The following is a 15,049-nucleotide window of genomic DNA, read 5'->3' as shown; positions in this document are numbered from 1 at the left end:
GTGGGATTTCCTACACAAAAAGGTACATGACATGAAACACATCCTACTCGAAAAAACCGTTCATCAAGTACGCAAGACATTGCGCCGCAAGCACACCCTCTCCACCCGCTCGATCGGTTTGCCAGAGACCTTCTGGGCCCCCGGCCAGACACTGGGCGTCTCGTTCCGCGGCGCGCCAGAGGAATCCCTCAAGCAAGCAATAATGAGCGCCGCCACCCAATGGCTCGATCACGCTAACCTGACATTCGAACTGCGCGAAGACAATGATAGCTCGGCCGAGATATACATCGAGACCGACGCCCCTGAAACCCTGAACCAAAGCAACTACGGCAAGTACCGGCCGGATCCGGACGATGAGACCATGACCCTGGGTATCAAGCCGGGTCATCCGCGCTTCGAACTTACTGTGCTGCATGAGTTTGGACATGCATTGGGCCTCTACCACGAGCACCAGCATCCCGAGGCCAATATTCCCTGGGATCTGGACGCCGTGCGGGAGTACGTCGCAGCGAAGTTCACGCAAGAGGAACGCGAGGACCCAGCCTTCGCGGAAACCTTGGAGCGGTTGATCAGGCAGAATTACCTGCCGATCACCTATGAGACCATCATCACCTTGCGCTATGACAAGGAGTCAATCATGCACTACGCCATCGACCAATCGCTGACCTTGACGGACTGGTCATCGGACTGGAATTTCCAGCTCAGCAACAAGGACAAGCAGTTCATCAGCATGATCTATCCGATCCCTGAATAGCCTGCGGCTATCTGAGCTGCCCTAGCTTGGCCTCGCTCAAGTCCAGTTCGCCCAGCACCTGGCGCACCACCTCATCTCCTACTCGATGCTGGCGATGCAAGTTGTACAACTCCAGGCGCTGGGCGCGCAGTGCCCGCACGCGCAGGCGGCGCTCCAGCAGGTCCATCTGCTCGGCCAGGGCACGGGCCTCGACGCTGTCGTTGTAGCTCTCGAGCTCGTCTCGGTATTCGGCCATCAACCGCGCCTTTAGCTCGACCGCCAGGGCCGCCTGGGCGGCATCCTGCGGCGTGTTGGCGTCGGTCACTTCTTCCGCCTCCAAGGCATGGATCGCGGCCTCCGCCGTGCGTCGCCAAGCCTCCTGAACCTCCTGCTGCAGGCGCTCATCCGGGCTCTTGGTGACGCCGCGCAGCAGGATTGGCAGGGCAATCACGGCACTGACCAGCGACAACAGGATCACCCCGGCAGCGATGAAAATCAGCAGGTCACGCTCTGGGAAGGCTTGGCCCGCTCCGATCAGCAGCGGAATCGACATCACGCCGGCCAGGGTCACCGCTCCACGCACCCCTCCCAGGGTCAGCAGCCAGCAGGAACGCGCGGTAGGCATCAGCACCAACGCCGGCTTGCCACGCCAACGCCGCACCACGCCAATGGCGCGCCAGATGCTCTGGACCCAGACGAAGCGCAGCAATACCAGCGCGGCGAAGATCGCCACGACATCCAGGCAGCGCCAGGCCAGGGTCGGCCATACCGCCGCTTCGTCACTGATCACCGCTTTGATGATGTCCGGCAATTGCAGGCCCAGCAGCAGGAAAATCAGGCCGTTGAAGGCGAATTCAAGCAACGACCAGACACTGCGATTGAGCAGGCGCGTGCTGGTCTGGCGTGGTAGCAGGTCGAGCCAGCTCTGCATCATGCCGGCGGCCACTGCTGACAGGATGCCCGACACCCCTAGGCGCTCGGCCAGCACATAGGCGGCGAACGGCAGCAGCAGCATGAACACCACGTGGGTGGCCGGATCGTCCCAGCCGCGGGTGATCATCCACATGCGCAGGCGCCCAACCAACCAGCTCAGCGCCACCCCCACCGCCAGGCCGCCCAGGGCGACCAGGACGAACGTCAAGCTGGCCTCGGTCAGCGAGAACACGCCGGTGATGGCGGCGGCCAGGGCGAATTTGAAGGTCACCAGGCCCGAGGCGTCGTTCATCAACGCCTCGCCTTGGAGCATGTGCATCAGCGGCGTGGGCAGGCGGTCCTGGGTGATGGCCGAGACCGCCACCGCATCGGTGGGCGACAGCACCGCCGCCAGGGCAAAGGCCACCGGCAGGGGAATGCTCGGTAGCAGCCAGTGGATGAAGTACCCGGCGCCGACCACGGTGAACAGCACCAGCCCCACCGCCAGTGCCACCACCGGCCCGCGTATGCGCCACAGCTCGCGCTTGGGCATGCGCCAGCCGTCGGCGAACAGCAGCGGAGGCAGGAACAGGAACAGGAACAGCTCCGGGTCCAGCGCCACATGCAGGCCCAGGGTCGGCCACGCCAGCAAGGCACCGGCGCCGATCTGCACCAACGGCAGCGGCAGCGGCAACAGGCGCCCCACCAGTTTGGAAACGCTCACCAGCATCAGCAGGATAAGAACGGTATAAGCTGACTGCATCGGCAAACTTCCTGTGTGATTCGAGAAACGATAGCGGGGGCAACATCGCCATTGAAACAATATGTTAGCGGCCTACGTCTATCTTGGACCGCTGCACGATAGTCGCAGCCGCTCAACGAATATGTAACACAATGCTACTAGTGACGCCGTGACACACATCGCCCCGTACCGATAAGCCCGCAGCCGTGGCGCCAACCCTGTCGATACCGCATAATCGGCCCTACCCCCTCTTCAAGGAGTATCGGGCACGCCCAGGCTGCCCCAGGCATTCAATGGCTTACACTCTCTACGGCATCAAAGCCTGCGACACCATGAAAAAGGCCCGCACCTGGCTTGAAGAACAGGCCATCGGCTTCGAGTTCCACGACTACAAGACCCAGGGCATCGACCGCGACAGCCTCAACCGCTGGTGCGACGAGCATGGCTGGGAAATCGTGCTGAACCGCGCCGGGACCACCTTCCGCAAGCTCGACGACGCCAGCAAGGCCGACCTCGACCAGGCCAAGGCCGTCGAACTGATGCTCGCCCAACCGTCGATGATCAAGCGTCCGGTACTCGACCTTGGCGAGCGTACCCTGGTTGGCTTCAAGCCCGACCTGTACGCCGCTGCGCTGACCTGATCCCGCATTACGCTCCATCCCCTTTTCGCATGAGGTAATCGCATGTCTCAATCGCTGTTCAGCCTGGCCTTCGGTGTCGGCACCCAGAACCGCCAGGGTGCCTGGCTGGAAGTCTTCTACGCGCAGCCTGTGCTCAAGCCGTCGGCCGAGCTGGTAGCCGCCGTCGCGCCGATCCTCGGCTATGAGGGCGGCAACCAGGCCATCGCCTTCACCACCGCCCAGGCCGCGCAACTGGCTGAAGCACTCAAGGGTGTGGACGCCGCACAAGCCGCCCTGCTGACCCGCCTGGCCGAAAGCCACAAGCCGCTGGTCGCCACCGTGCTGGCCGAAGACGCTGCTCTAGCCTCCACGCCAGAGGCCTACCTCAAGCTGCACCTGCTGTCGCACCGCCTGGTCAAGCCGCACGGCGTGTCGCTGGCCGGCATCTTCCCGCTGCTGCCAAACGTGGCCTGGACCAGCCAGGGCGCCATCGACCTGGCCGAGCTGGCCGAGCAGCAACTGGAAGCGCGCCTCAAGGGCGAACTGCTGGAAGTGTTCTCGGTGGACAAGTTCCCGAAGATGACCGACTACGTGGTCCCGGCCGGCGTGCGCATCGCCGACACCGCCCGTGTGCGCCTGGGCGCCTACATCGGCGAAGGCACCACCATCATGCACGAAGGCTTCGTCAACTTTAACGCCGGCACCGAAGGCCCGGGCATGATCGAAGGCCGCGTGTCGGCCGGCGTATTCGTCGGCAAGGGCTCGGACCTGGGCGGCGGCTGCTCGACCATGGGCACCCTGTCCGGTGGCGGCAACATCGTCATCAAGGTCGGCGAAGGTTGCCTGATCGGTGCCAACGCCGGTATCGGCATTCCGCTGGGCGACCGCAACACCGTCGAGGCCGGCCTGTACATCACCGCCGGCACCAAGGTGAACCTGCTGGACGAGAACAACCAGCTGGTCAAGGTGGTCAAGGCACGCGATCTGGCCGGCCAGACCGACTTGCTGTTCCGCCGCAACTCGCTCAATGGCGCCGTGGAGTGCAAGACCCACAAGTCGGCCATCGAGCTGAACGAGGCGTTGCACGCCCACAACTGATTCCCCTCAGGCGTGAAGTGATAAGATCGGGTTTGCTCTTGAAGGCAGACCCGATTTTCATTCCAGGCCCCGCGACCATGTTCCAACCCTCCCCCTGGCGTGCCGACTTTCCCGCCATCGCCACCCTGCAACGCCAGCACCAGACCTATCTGGATAGCGCCGCCACCACGCAGAAACCCCAGGCCCTGCTCGATGCCCTGAGCCACTATTACGGCCATGGCGCGGCCAACGTGCACCGTGCCCAGCACCTGCCCGGCGCCCTGGCCACCCAGGCCTTCGAGGGCTCCCGCGACAAGGTCGCCGCCTGGCTCAATGCCGCCGACTCACGGCAGATCATCTTCACCCACGGCGCCACCTCGGCGCTGAACCTGCTGGCCTATGGCCTGGAACACCGCTTCGAGGCCGGCGACGAAATCGCCATCAGTGCCTTGGAACACCACGCCAACCTGTTGCCTTGGCAGCAAATGGCGCAACGTCGCCAACTGCGCCTGGTGGTGCTGCCGGTAAACGAGCAGGGCCATGTCGACCTGGATCAGGCCCTGCAACTGATCGGCCCGCGCACCCGCCTGCTCGCCATCAGCCAGCTGTCCAACGTGCTGGGCACCTGGCAACCGCTGGCGCCTCTGCTGGCCCATGCCCAGGCCCAGGGTGCCCTGACGGTGGTCGATGGCGCCCAGGGCGTGGTCCATGGCCGTCACGATGTGCAACAGCTGGCCTGTGACTTCTACGTATTCTCCAGCCACAAGCTCTACGGCCCGGAAGGCGTCGGTGTGCTCTATGGCCGCCCCCAGGCGCTGGGGCTGCTGCGCCACTGGCAATTTGGCGGCGAAATGGTCCAGCTCGCCGAGTACCAGACCGCCAGTTTCCGCCCTACACCGCTGGGCTTCGAGGCAGGCACCCCACCAATCGCCGGGGTGATCGGCCTGGGTGCAACCCTGGACTACCTGGCCAGCCTAGACGCCAACGCGGTGGCCACCCATGAGGCCACCTTGCACCAACACCTGGTACGCGGCCTGGCTGATCGGGAAGGGGTTCGTCTGCTTGGCTCACCGCAAGCGGCGCTCGCCAGTTTCGTCATTGAAGGGGTGCACAACGCCGATATCGCCCACCTGCTGACGGAACAAGGCATTGCCGTACGCGCCGGGCATCACTGCGCCATGCCCTTGCTCAAGGGGCTGGGGCTGGAGGGCGCGATCCGTGTTTCTCTCGGGCTCTATACCGACAGCGATGACCTGCAACGTTTATTCGACGCGCTCGACCAGGGCCTGGAGCTGCTGCGATGAGCCTGTCGGCCGAGGCCAGCCAGGCGCTGGAGAGTTTCCAACAGGCGCGAGGGTGGGAGCAGCGGGCGCGACTGCTGATGCAGTGGGGCGATCGGCTGGAGCCACTGGGTGACAGCGAGAAGACCGAGGCCAACCGGGTGCACGGCTGCGAAAGCCTGGTGTGGCTGGTGGCACATCAGGAAAATGGTCAGTGGCATTTCAAAACCGCTAGTGATGCACGCCTGTTGCGCGGCTTGCTGGCACTGCTGCTGGTACGGGTGCAGGGCTTGGCCAGCGACGAGCTAGCGGTGCTGGACCTGGGCGCCTGGTTTACCCAATTGGGGTTGGAGCGCCAGCTGTCACCGTCGCGCAGCAATGGGCTGCATGCGGTGTTGCTGAGAATGGCCGACCTGGCGACCACTCACTGACGTCAAGGCCGCTCCTACAGGGGCTTGGCCCGCTCCGACGGGCGCCGCGCTCCGGCCACCAGCTTCTCCACCGCCTTGCTCGCCGCCACCATACCAAAGGTGGCCGTCACCATCATCACCGCGCCAAACCCACCAGCACAGTCCAGCCGCACACCTTCGCCAACGAAGCTCTTCTGCAGGCACACGCTGCCATCCCCCTTGGGATAGCGCAGTTGCTCGCTGGAGAACACGCACGGCACGCCATAGTTGCGGCTGGTGTTGCGCGAGAAGTTGTAGTCCCGGCGCAGGGTCGAGCGCACCCGCGAGGCCAGCGGGTCGTTGAAGGTCTTGTTCAGGTCGCCGATCTGGATCTGCGTCGGATCGATCTGCCCGCCGGCGCCACCGGTGGTGACCACGGCAATCTTGCGCCGCCGGCACCAGGCGATCAGCGCGGCCTTGGCCATCACGCTGTCGATGCAATCGATCACGCAATCCAACTGCTCGGTGATGTACTCGACCATGGTCTCGCGGGTGACGAAGTCGGCCACCGCGTGCACCGTGCAGGCTGGGTTGATGGCGCGTAGGCGCTCGGCCATCACCTCGACCTTGGCGCGCCCGACCTGACCCTCGAGGGCATGGGCCTGACGGTTAGTGTTGCTGACGCACACGTCATCCAGGTCGAACAGGCTGATCTCGCCCACGCCACTGCGAGCCAGGGCTTCGGCCGCCCACGAGCCCACCCCGCCGATACCGACGATGGCCACATGGGCCTGGCGCAGGCGCTGCAGGCCGTCGTCGCCGTAGAGCCGGGCAACGCCGGCGAAGCGTGGGTCTTCTGTGCTCATGCTGCTACCTCGAAAAATCCGGCGCGCATTATAGGCCAAGCAGCGTGATTCCGGGACGGCGTTGGCAAGAGTCCTGCCAAGCCTGCTTTAATGTCCTATTACGTAAGACGATCTGAACGACAAGCGAGCGGGCCAAGAACTTCATCCCTTGTCGAAAATCCAACGCATTGCCTGCCCTGGCAGTGTAGGACTTACAGCCAGACACCACGCCCCGCGCCTCTCTTCGGAACCACGAACACCTATGTCATCACGCAAATTCGGTCTCAACCTGGTGGTGGTGCTGGCCATCGCCGCGCTGTTCACCGGGTTCTGGGCCCTGATCAACCGCCCGGTATCCGCCCCTGCCTGGCCGGAGCAGGTCTCCGGCTTTTCCTACTCGCCGTTCCGCCTGGGCCAGAGCCCGCAGAAGGGCCAGTACCCCAGCGAGGAGGAAATCCGCCAGGACCTCGAGCAACTCAACAAGCTGACCGACAACATCCGCATCTACACCGTCGAGGGCACCCAGGCCGAAGTGCCGCACCTGGCCGAGGAGCTTGGCCTGCGCGTTACCCTGGGTATCTGGATCAGCAATGACCAGGAACGCAACGAACGCGAGATCGAGAAGGCCATTGGCCTGGCCAATACTTCGCGTAGCGTGGTGCGGGTGGTGGTCGGCAACGAGGCGCTGTTCCGCGAGGAGGTCAGCGCCGAGCAACTGATTGGCTACCTGGACCGGGTGCGCGCCGCGGTCAAGGTCCCGGTGACCACCAGTGAACAGTGGCATATCTGGAAGGAACATCCGGAACTTGCCAAGCATGTCGACCTGATCGCCGCGCACATCCTGCCGTACTGGGAGTTCGTGCCGATGAAGGACTCGGTGCAGTTCGTCCTCGACCGCGCCCGCGAACTGCGCAAGCAGTTCCCGCGCAAGCCGCTGCTGCTCTCGGAGGTCGGCTGGCCGAGCAATGGCCGCATGCGCGGCGGCGCCGACGCCACCCAGGCCGATCAGGCCATCTACCTGCGCACCCTGGTCAACACCCTCAACCGTCGCGGCTACAACTACTTCGTCATCGAGGCCTACGACCAACCATGGAAGGCCAGCGACGAAGGTTCGGTAGGCGCCTACTGGGGCGTGTACAACGCCGAGCGCCAGCAGAAATTCAACTTCGAGGGGCCGATCGTGGCGATCCCGCAGTGGCGTGCCCTGGCCGTGGCCTCGGTGGTGCTGGCGATGATCGCCCTGGCCATATTGCTGATCGACGGCTCGGCCCTGCGCCAGCGCGGGCGTACCTTCCTCACCTTCATCACCTTCCTGTGCGGCTCGGTGCTGGTGTGGATCGCCTATGACTACAGTCAGCAGTACAGCACCTGGTTCAGCCTGACCGTGGGCGTGCTGCTGGCGCTCGGTGCCCTGGGCGTGTTCATCGTGCTGCTGACCGAGGCCCATGAGCTGGCCGAGGCGGTGTGGATTCACAAGCGCCGACGGGAGTTCCTGCCAGTGCAGGCCGACAGCGCTTACCGCCCGAAGGTCTCGGTGCATGTGCCGTGCTACAACGAGCCACCCGAGATGGTGAAACAGACCCTCGACGCCCTCGCCGCATTGGACTACCCCGACTACGAAGTGCTGGTGATCGACAACAACACCAAGGACCCAGCCGTGTGGGAGCCGTTGAGGGCCCATTGCGAGAAGTTGGGCGAGCGTTTCAAGTTCTTCCACGTCGCACCGCTGGCCGGCTTCAAGGGCGGCGCGCTGAACTATCTGATCCCGCACACGGCCAAGGACGCCGAGGTGATCGCGGTGATCGACTCGGACTACTGCGTCGACCGCAACTGGCTCAAGCACATGGTGCCGCATTTCGCCGACCCGAAGATCGCCGTGGTGCAGTCGCCGCAAGACTATCGCGACCAGCACGAAAGCACCTTCAAGAAGCTGTGCTACAGCGAGTACAAGGGGTTCTTTCATATCGGCATGGTCACCCGCAACGACCGTGACGCGATCATCCAGCACGGCACCATGACCATGACCCGGCGCAGCGTGCTCGAAGAACTGGGTTGGGCCGAATGGTGCATCTGCGAGGACGCCGAGCTGGGCCTGCGCGTGTTCGAAAAGGGCCTGTCGGCCGCCTATGCCCACAACAGCTACGGCAGGGGCCTGATGCCCGACACCTTCATCGACTTCAAGAAGCAGCGCTTCCGCTGGGCCTACGGCGCCATCCAGATCATCAAGCACCACGCCAGCGCGTTGCTGCGCGGCAAGGACAGCGAACTGACCCGTGGCCAGCGCTACCACTTCCTGGCCGGCTGGCTGCCGTGGATCGCCGATGGCATGAACATTTTCTTCACCGTCGGCGCGCTGCTGTGGTCAGCGGCGATGATCATCGTGCCGCATCGGGTCGACCCGCCGTTGATGATGTTCGCCATCCCGCCGCTGGCGCTGTTCTTCTTCAAGGTCGGCAAGATCCTGTTCCTCTACCGCCGCGCGGTGGGGGTCGACCTGAAGGATGCCTTCGCCGCCGCTTTGGCAGGGCTGGCGCTGTCGCATACCATCGCCAAGGCGGTGCTGTACGGTTTCTTCACCAACAGCATGCCGTTCTTCCGCACGCCGAAGAATGCCGACAGCCATGGCCTGTTGGTGGCGCTTGCCGAAGCCCGCGAAGAGCTGTTCATCATGCTGCTACTGTGGGGCGCGGCGCTGGGGATCTACCTGGTGCAGGGGCTGCCAAGTTCGGACATGCGCTTCTGGGTGGCGATGCTGCTGGTGCAGTCGCTGCCTTACCTGGCGGCGCTGGTGATGGCATTGCTGTCGTCGCTGCCCAAGCCCGCCGCAAAGGCCGCCGAAACACAACAGGCTTGAGAATACCGGGGGCGCTGTGCGCCCCTTTCGCGACACAAGGCCGCTCCTACAGGGGATCGCACACTGCCGTAGGAGCGGCCTTGTGTCGCGAAAGGGCCGCACAGCGGCCCGCCGTTTGATATAAGATAACGCCCCTCAGATTTCCCGCCCTGCCTTGCCCCGGAGTCCTGCAATGACGGCCCCAGCCGAGCTTTCGCCTACCCTGCAACTGGCCTGCGAGCTGATCCGCCGCCCGTCGGTCACCCCGGTCGACGCCGACTGCCAGACCCAGATGATGAACCGCCTGGGCGCTGTCGGCTTCCAGCTCGAGCCGATGCGCTTCGAGGACGTCGACAATTTCTGGGCCACCCATGGCAACCAGGCCGGCCCGGTGCTGTGCTTCGCCGGCCACACCGACGTGGTGCCCACCGGCCCCGTGCAGCAGTGGCAGCATGAACCGTTCGAGGCACTGATCGACGCCGACGGCATGCTCTGCGGCCGCGGCGCCGCCGACATGAAAGGCAGCCTGGCCTCGATGGTGGTGGCCTGCGAACGCTTCGTGCACAACTACCCGAACCACCGCGGCAAGGTCGCCTTCCTGATCACCAGCGACGAGGAAGGCCCGGCCCACCACGGCACCAAGGCCGTGGTCGAGCGCCTGAAAGCGCGCAACGAACGCCTGGACTGGTGCATCGTCGGCGAGCCGTCGAGCACCAGCCTGCTCGGCGACGTGGTCAAGAACGGCCGCCGTGGCTCGCTCGGCGCCACCCTGACCGTGCGCGGCAAGCAGGGCCATGTGGCCTACCCACACCTGGCACGCAACCCGATCCACCTGGCCGCGCCGGCCCTGGCGGAGCTTGCCGCCGAGCACTGGGACGAAGGCAATGCGTTCTTCCCGCCGACCAGCTTCCAGATCTCCAACCTCAATTCTGGCACCGGCGCCACCAACGTGGTCCCGGGCGAGCTGACCGCGCTGTTCAACTTCCGCTTCTCCACCGAGTCGACCGTCGAAGGCCTGCAACAGCGGGTCGCGGCGATCCTCGACAAGCATCAGTTGCAGTGGCACATCGACTGGGCGCTGTCGGGCCTGCCGTTCCTCACCGAGCCGGGCGACCTGCTCGATGCGGTGTCCTCGAGCATCAAAGCCGTCACCGGCCGCGAGACCCGACCGTCGACCAGCGGTGGCACCTCCGATGGCCGCTTCATCGCCACCATGGGCACCCAGGTGGTCGAACTCGGCCCGGTCAACGCCACTATCCACCAGGTGGACGAGCGCATCCTGGCCAGCGATCTCGACCTGCTGACCGAGATCTACTACCAGACAATGGTACGGTTGCTCGCCTGATGCTCGCCTGCCCTCTTTGCCAGGCGCCCCTGGCGCGTCTCGACAACGGCGTGGCCTGCCCAGCCGGCCACCGCTTCGACCGCGCCCGCCAGGGCTACCTGAACCTGCTGCCGGTGCAGCACAAGAACAGCCGCGATCCAGGCGATAACCAAGCCATGGTCGAAGCCCGTCGCGATTTCCTCGACGCCGGTCACTATGCGCCGGTGGCCGGGCGCCTGGCGCAACTGGCCGCCGAGCGCCAGCCAGGCGCCTGGCTGGACATCGGTTGCGGCGAGGGCTATTACACCGCACAGATCGCCCAGGCCCTGCCGGCAGCCGACGGCTATGCCCTGGACATCTCCCGCGAGGCGGTCAAGCGCGCCTGCCGCCGTGCCCCGCAGCTCACCTGGATGGTCGCCAGCATGGCCCGCGTGCCCCTGGCCGACGCCTGCTGCGGCTTCATCGCCAGCGTGTTCAGCCCGCTGGACTGGGCCGAAGCCAAGCGCCTGCTCGCCCCCGGTGGCGGCCTGATGCGGGTGGGCCCGACCAGCGGCCACCTGCTGGAACTGCGCGAGGTGCTCTACGATGAAGTACGCCCCTACGCCGACGACAAGCACCTGGCGCTGGTGCCGCCAGGCATGCACCACGCCCACAGCGAAACCCTGGAGTTTCGCCTGAGCCTGGTCGAGGCCAAGGCCCGCGCCGACCTGCTGGCCATGACCCCGCACGGCTGGCGCGCCAGCGCCGAGAAACGCGCGCAGGTCATCGACCAGCCCGAGCCGTTCGAGGTCACCGTTTCCATGCGTTATGACTATTTTGTGCGCCAAGACTGAGCACACACCGGAGCCCCCCATGCGTCAACCCGATATCGAGATCTACCTCAAGGACGACGAGGTCGATCACAAGCAGATCGCCGACTGGCTGGCCCAGGCCCTGGGCCCGTGCAGCGAATGGAAGCAAAAAGGCCAGACCTTCAAGTGCACGGCCGGTAACATTCCGGTCACCTGGTTACCCAAGGCTGTGGGGAAATGGAACAGCCTGTACCTGGAAAGCGACCAGACCCCCTGGGACGACGACATCGCCTGCGCCCGCGCGGCGTTCGCCGCGCTCAACGTCGAAGTGCGTTGCGCGCCAGGTAGCTGGGCGGAAGAAGACGGGGAAGAAGATGCTGATCGCTGGATCCGCATCAGCGCCGACGGTGAAGAGGAAATCACCTGGCGTACCAGCTGAGACCGTTCGCATCAGGCTGCAAGTTCCACGGACAACTTGCAGCTTGAGCGTGCAGCCAGAAGGCTCAGAGCCCGACTACATCCTCTGCCTGCAGGCCTTTCTGGCCCTGCACGAGTGCGTACTCCACCTGCTGCCCCTCGACCAGGGTGCGATGCCCCTCACCGCGGATAGCCCGATAGTGGACGAACACGTCCGCACCACCTTCACGCTGAATGAAGCCATAACCCTTGGCATCGTTGAACCACTTCACATTCCCAGTCTCACGAGACGACATCTGAACTACTCCGGATTTTTATTTTGAAGATCGCCTTGCTGGCATGGGCTCACCGCCCGCGCCGACGCAGCTTGCACGAATATCCTGCAAGCGGCAGGCCGAGTATATGACAGGGAACAAAAAAAATTCATGACAGGGGCATTTATGGCGGAATTTTGCTGAACTTACGCAGATACGGCAGACTAACGCGCTGAAAAAACACCGTTACTTCCACCCAGGGCCCACCCCATGACCCGTTCTCCCCTGCGCCGCCTCATCTTCGGCGCCCTGCGTCGCGTTCTCTACCTGTGGGTGCGCTCCGAAACCATCAACCAGTCCTCGCTGACGCTCAAGCTCGACCGCAGCCGACCGGTGTTCTATGCCCTCTCCTCGCCGTCGCTCACCGACTTGGCCGTGGTCGACCACGAGTGCACCAAAGCAGGGCTGCCGCGCCCGGTACTGCCGGTGGCCGTCGGCCCGCTGCAGGAGCCCGCGGCGTTCTTCTACCTGACCCCCGACCCCGACTGGCTCGGGCGCCAGGACAAACGCGGCGCGCCGCCCACCCTCGAGCGCCTGGTCGCGGCGATCAGCCAGCACGCCGAGGAAGACGCGCAGATCATCCCGGTCAGCGTGTTCTGGGGCCAGACCCCGGCCAGCGAGTCGAGCCCGTGGAAACTGCTGTTCGCCGACAGCTGGGCCGTCACCGGCCGCCTGCGGCGCCTGCTCAGCGTGCTGATCCTCGGGCGCAAGACCCGCGTGCAGTTTTCCGCCCCCATCCACCTGCGCGAGCTGGTCGCCCACAACAAGGGGCATGAACGCACGGTGCGCATGGCCCAGCGGGTCATGCGCGTGCATTTTCGCAACCTCAAGACGGCGGTGATCGGCCCGGATATCTCGCACCGACGCAACCTGGTAAAGGGCCTGGTCCACGACCCGCTGGTGCGCCAGGCGATCAGCGACGAGGCCGACCGCGAGAAAATCCCTTACGCCAAGGCCGAGGCCAAGGCGCTGCACTACGGCAACGAGATCGCCTCGGACTACACCTACACCGCCATCCGCTTCCTCGAAGTGGTGCTCAGCTGGTTCTGGAACAAGATCTACGACGGCATCAAGGTCAACCATATCGAGCAGGTGCAGGGCATCGCCCCGGGCCACGAAGTGATCTACGTGCCCTGCCACCGCAGCCACATCGATTACCTGCTGCTGTCCTACCTGCTGTTCCGCAACGGCCTGACGCCGCCGCACATCGCTGCCGGCATCAACCTCAACATGCCGGTGATCGGCGGCCTGCTGCGGCGCGGCGGGGCGTTCTTCATGCGCCGCACGTTCAAGGGCAACCCGTTGTACACCGCGGTGTTCAACGAATACCTGCACACCCTGTTCACCAAGGGCTTCCCGGTGGAGTACTTCGTCGAGGGCGGGCGCTCGCGTACCGGGCGCATGCTGCAGCCGCGCACCGGCATGCTGGCGATCACCCTGCGCAGCTTCCTGCGCTCATCGCGCACGCCAATCGTCTTCGTCCCGGTGTACATCGGCTACGAGCGGGTGCTCGAAGGCCGCACCTACCTGGGCGAGCTGCGCGGCGCCAGCAAGAAGAAGGAGTCGATCTTCGACATCTTCAAGGTTATCGGCGCGCTCAAGCAGCGCTTCGGCCAGGTGTACGTCAACTTCGGCGAGCCAATCCGCCTGAACAGCTTCCTCGACCAGCAGCAACCCGGCTGGCGCGAACAGGCGCTGGCCCCGCAGTTCCGCCCGGACTGGCTCAACGAGACCACCACCCGCCTGGGCGAGACCGTTGCCCGCCACCTCAACGAGGCCGCGGCGATCAACCCGGTCAACCTGGTGGCCCTGGCCCTGTTGTCGACCAGCCGCCTGGCCCTGGACGAACGTGCCCTGACCCGCGTGCTCGACCTGTACCTGGCCCTGCTGCGCCAGGTGCCCTACTCGCCGCACACCACCCTGCCCGAGGGTGACGGCAAGGCACTTATCGAGCACGTACTGGGTATGGATTTGCTGGCCGAGCAGAAGGACGCGCTGGGCCGCATCCTCTACCTGGACGAAGCCAACGCGGTGCTGATGACCTACTACCGCAACAACGTGCTGCACATCTTCGCCCTGCCGGGGCTGCTGGCGAGCTTCTTCCTCAGCAGCTCGCGCATGAGCCGCGAGTTGCTGGGCCAGTACGTACGAGCGTTGTACCCGTACCTGCAAGCCGAGCTGTTCCTGCGCTGGACACCCGAGCAACTGGACGAGGTGATCGACCAGTGGTTGGCGGCGCTGGTCGAGCAGGGCCTGCTGCGCCAGGAGGGCGAGGTGTACATGCGCCCGGCGCCGAGCTCGCGGCAGTTCGTGCTGCTGACCCTGCTGGCGCGGACCATCACCCAGACCCTGCAGCGCTTCTACATGGCCACCTCGTTGCTGCTCAACAGCGGCCAGCACACGCTGAACGCCGAGGAGCTGGAAGAATTGTGCGTGATGATGGCCCAGCGCCTGTCGATCCTGCACGGTCTCAACGCCCCGGAGTTCTTCGACAAGACCCTGTTCCGCCACTTCATCCAGACCTTGGTCCGCGAAGGGGTGTTGCAACCCGATGGCGATGGCAAGCTGGGTTACCACGACAAGCTCGCCGAACTGGCCGAAGGTGTGGCCAAGCGGGTGCTGTCGGCCGAGCTGCGCCTGTCGATCCGCCAGGTGGCGTTGCATCGCGACGAGCCACAGGACAGCATGAACATCTGAGACAACGTACGTGGGGGGGGAACTCAACCCCACGTGCGCAAAACTTCCATCTGATCAGCCCCCCCTCCTGTTTCC

At 64.7% G+C, this 15,049-nt stretch carries 13 protein-coding genes; 10 read left to right on the top strand and 3 right to left on the bottom strand.

The window, feature by feature from the left end:
- Nucleotides 1-31: 31 nt before the first annotated feature.
- Nucleotides 32-754, top strand: coding sequence for a M12 family metallopeptidase (locus ACODS5_RS13445; RefSeq protein WP_489108905.1), 723 nt, complete (start codon nt 32-34; stop codon nt 752-754).
- A 7-nt stretch (nt 755-761) separates the two neighbouring features.
- Here ACODS5_RS13445 and ACODS5_RS13440 read toward each other — a convergent pair whose 3' ends face one another.
- A complete protein-coding gene (locus ACODS5_RS13440) occupies nt 762-2,408 on the bottom strand; it encodes a Na+/H+ antiporter (RefSeq protein ID WP_134689540.1) in 1,647 nt (548 codons plus the stop codon).
- A gap of 272 nt (nt 2,409-2,680) precedes the next feature.
- On the opposite strand from ACODS5_RS13440, the gene ACODS5_RS13435 reads away from it, so the two are divergent.
- From ACODS5_RS13435 to ACODS5_RS13420, 4 genes are all read left to right on the top strand, one after another.
- Nucleotides 2,681-3,028: an ArsC family reductase gene (locus ACODS5_RS13435; RefSeq protein ID WP_134689541.1), complete on the top strand. Its 348-nt coding sequence runs from the start codon at nt 2,681-2,683 to the stop codon at nt 3,026-3,028.
- Nucleotides 3,029-3,070: 42 nt separating this feature from the next.
- Nucleotides 3,071-4,105 (top strand): 2,3,4,5-tetrahydropyridine-2,6-dicarboxylate N-succinyltransferase, encoded by a 1,035-nt coding sequence (dapD, locus tag ACODS5_RS13430; protein WP_134689542.1) that lies wholly within the window; start codon nt 3,071-3,073, stop codon nt 4,103-4,105.
- Between the two features lie 77 nt (nt 4,106-4,182).
- Nucleotides 4,183-5,388 carry a cysteine desulfurase gene (locus ACODS5_RS13425; RefSeq protein ID WP_134689543.1) on the top strand — a complete coding sequence of 402 codons (1,206 nt, stop codon included), beginning with the start codon at nt 4,183-4,185 and terminating at the stop codon, nt 5,386-5,388.
- Nucleotides 5,385-5,795, top strand: a complete 411-nt coding sequence (locus tag ACODS5_RS13420; protein WP_134689544.1) for a SufE family protein — start codon at nt 5,385-5,387, stop codon at nt 5,793-5,795. Before ACODS5_RS13425 ends, ACODS5_RS13420 begins: the two co-directional genes overlap by 4 nt.
- A 14-nt stretch (nt 5,796-5,809) precedes the next feature.
- On the opposite strand, the gene tcdA is transcribed toward ACODS5_RS13420, so the two are convergent.
- Complete coding sequence (tcdA, locus tag ACODS5_RS13415; RefSeq protein ID WP_134689545.1) at nt 5,810-6,619, bottom strand: tRNA cyclic N6-threonylcarbamoyladenosine(37) synthase TcdA; 810 nt, start codon at nt 6,617-6,619, stop codon at nt 5,810-5,812.
- Between the two features lie 241 nt (nt 6,620-6,860).
- On the opposite strand from tcdA, the gene ACODS5_RS13410 reads away from it, so the two are divergent.
- The 4 genes from ACODS5_RS13410 (at nt 6,861) to ACODS5_RS13395 (ending at nt 11,985) form a co-directional block, all read left to right on the top strand.
- Nucleotides 6,861-9,452 carry a glycosyltransferase gene (locus ACODS5_RS13410; RefSeq protein WP_489108904.1) on the top strand — a complete coding sequence of 864 codons (2,592 nt, stop codon included), beginning with the start codon at nt 6,861-6,863 and terminating at the stop codon, nt 9,450-9,452.
- Between the two features lie 172 nt (nt 9,453-9,624).
- Nucleotides 9,625-10,776, top strand: a complete 1,152-nt coding sequence (gene dapE, locus ACODS5_RS13405; protein WP_489108903.1) for a succinyl-diaminopimelate desuccinylase — start codon at nt 9,625-9,627, stop codon at nt 10,774-10,776.
- On the top strand, nt 10,776-11,588 hold the full coding sequence (locus tag ACODS5_RS13400; protein ID WP_134689548.1) for a putative RNA methyltransferase: 813 nt from the start codon (nt 10,776-10,778) through the stop codon (nt 11,586-11,588). Before dapE ends, ACODS5_RS13400 begins: the two co-directional genes overlap by 1 nt.
- Nucleotides 11,589-11,607: 19 nt before the next feature.
- The gene (locus ACODS5_RS13395) at nt 11,608-11,985 is read left to right on the top strand and encodes a hypothetical protein (RefSeq protein ID WP_134689549.1); all 378 of its coding nucleotides are present in this window, start codon (nt 11,608-11,610) and stop codon (nt 11,983-11,985) included.
- Nucleotides 11,986-12,049: 64 nt separating this feature from the next.
- Here the strand turns inward: ACODS5_RS13395 and ACODS5_RS13390 are convergent, their stop codons facing one another.
- The gene (locus tag ACODS5_RS13390) at nt 12,050-12,259 is read right to left on the bottom strand and encodes a cold-shock protein (RefSeq protein WP_011535295.1); all 210 of its coding nucleotides are present in this window, start codon (nt 12,257-12,259) and stop codon (nt 12,050-12,052) included.
- Between the two features lie 228 nt (nt 12,260-12,487).
- On the opposite strand from ACODS5_RS13390, the gene plsB reads away from it, so the two are divergent.
- Nucleotides 12,488-14,974 (top strand): glycerol-3-phosphate 1-O-acyltransferase PlsB, encoded by a 2,487-nt coding sequence (gene plsB, locus ACODS5_RS13385; protein ID WP_134689550.1) that lies wholly within the window; start codon nt 12,488-12,490, stop codon nt 14,972-14,974.
- Nucleotides 14,975-15,049 lie beyond the last annotated feature (75 nt).

This window comes from Pseudomonas sp. FG47, assembly GCF_057809115.1.
Note: the sequence above shows the minus strand (reverse complement) of the source record. Positions and strands in the feature narration are given on the sequence as shown.

Excerpts from the sequence above, each read along its gene's own strand:
- plsB (WP_134689550.1), top strand. The coding sequence starts at position 12,488 with ATGACCCGTTCTCCCCTGCGCCGCCTCATCTTCGGCGCCCTGCGTCGC.
- ACODS5_RS13410 (WP_489108904.1), top strand. The coding sequence starts at position 6,861 with ATGTCATCACGCAAATTCGGTCTCAACCTGGTGGTGGTGCTGGCCATC.
- ACODS5_RS13420 (WP_134689544.1), top strand. The coding sequence starts at position 5,385 with ATGAGCCTGTCGGCCGAGGCCAGCCAGGCGCTGGAGAGTTTCCAACAG.
- ACODS5_RS13445 (WP_489108905.1), top strand. The coding sequence starts at position 32 with ATGAAACACATCCTACTCGAAAAAACCGTTCATCAAGTACGCAAGACA.
- ACODS5_RS13390 (WP_011535295.1), bottom strand. The coding sequence starts at position 12,259 with ATGTCGTCTCGTGAGACTGGGAATGTGAAGTGGTTCAACGATGCCAAG.
- ACODS5_RS13440 (WP_134689540.1), bottom strand. The coding sequence starts at position 2,408 with ATGCAGTCAGCTTATACCGTTCTTATCCTGCTGATGCTGGTGAGCGTT.
- dapE (WP_489108903.1), top strand. The coding sequence starts at position 9,625 with ATGACGGCCCCAGCCGAGCTTTCGCCTACCCTGCAACTGGCCTGCGAG.
- ACODS5_RS13425 (WP_134689543.1), top strand. The coding sequence starts at position 4,183 with ATGTTCCAACCCTCCCCCTGGCGTGCCGACTTTCCCGCCATCGCCACC.
- ACODS5_RS13395 (WP_134689549.1), top strand. The coding sequence starts at position 11,608 with ATGCGTCAACCCGATATCGAGATCTACCTCAAGGACGACGAGGTCGAT.
- tcdA (WP_134689545.1), bottom strand. The coding sequence starts at position 6,619 with ATGAGCACAGAAGACCCACGCTTCGCCGGCGTTGCCCGGCTCTACGGC.
- ACODS5_RS13400 (WP_134689548.1), top strand. The coding sequence starts at position 10,776 with ATGCTCGCCTGCCCTCTTTGCCAGGCGCCCCTGGCGCGTCTCGACAAC.
- dapD (WP_134689542.1), top strand. The coding sequence starts at position 3,071 with ATGTCTCAATCGCTGTTCAGCCTGGCCTTCGGTGTCGGCACCCAGAAC.
- ACODS5_RS13435 (WP_134689541.1), top strand. The coding sequence starts at position 2,681 with ATGGCTTACACTCTCTACGGCATCAAAGCCTGCGACACCATGAAAAAG.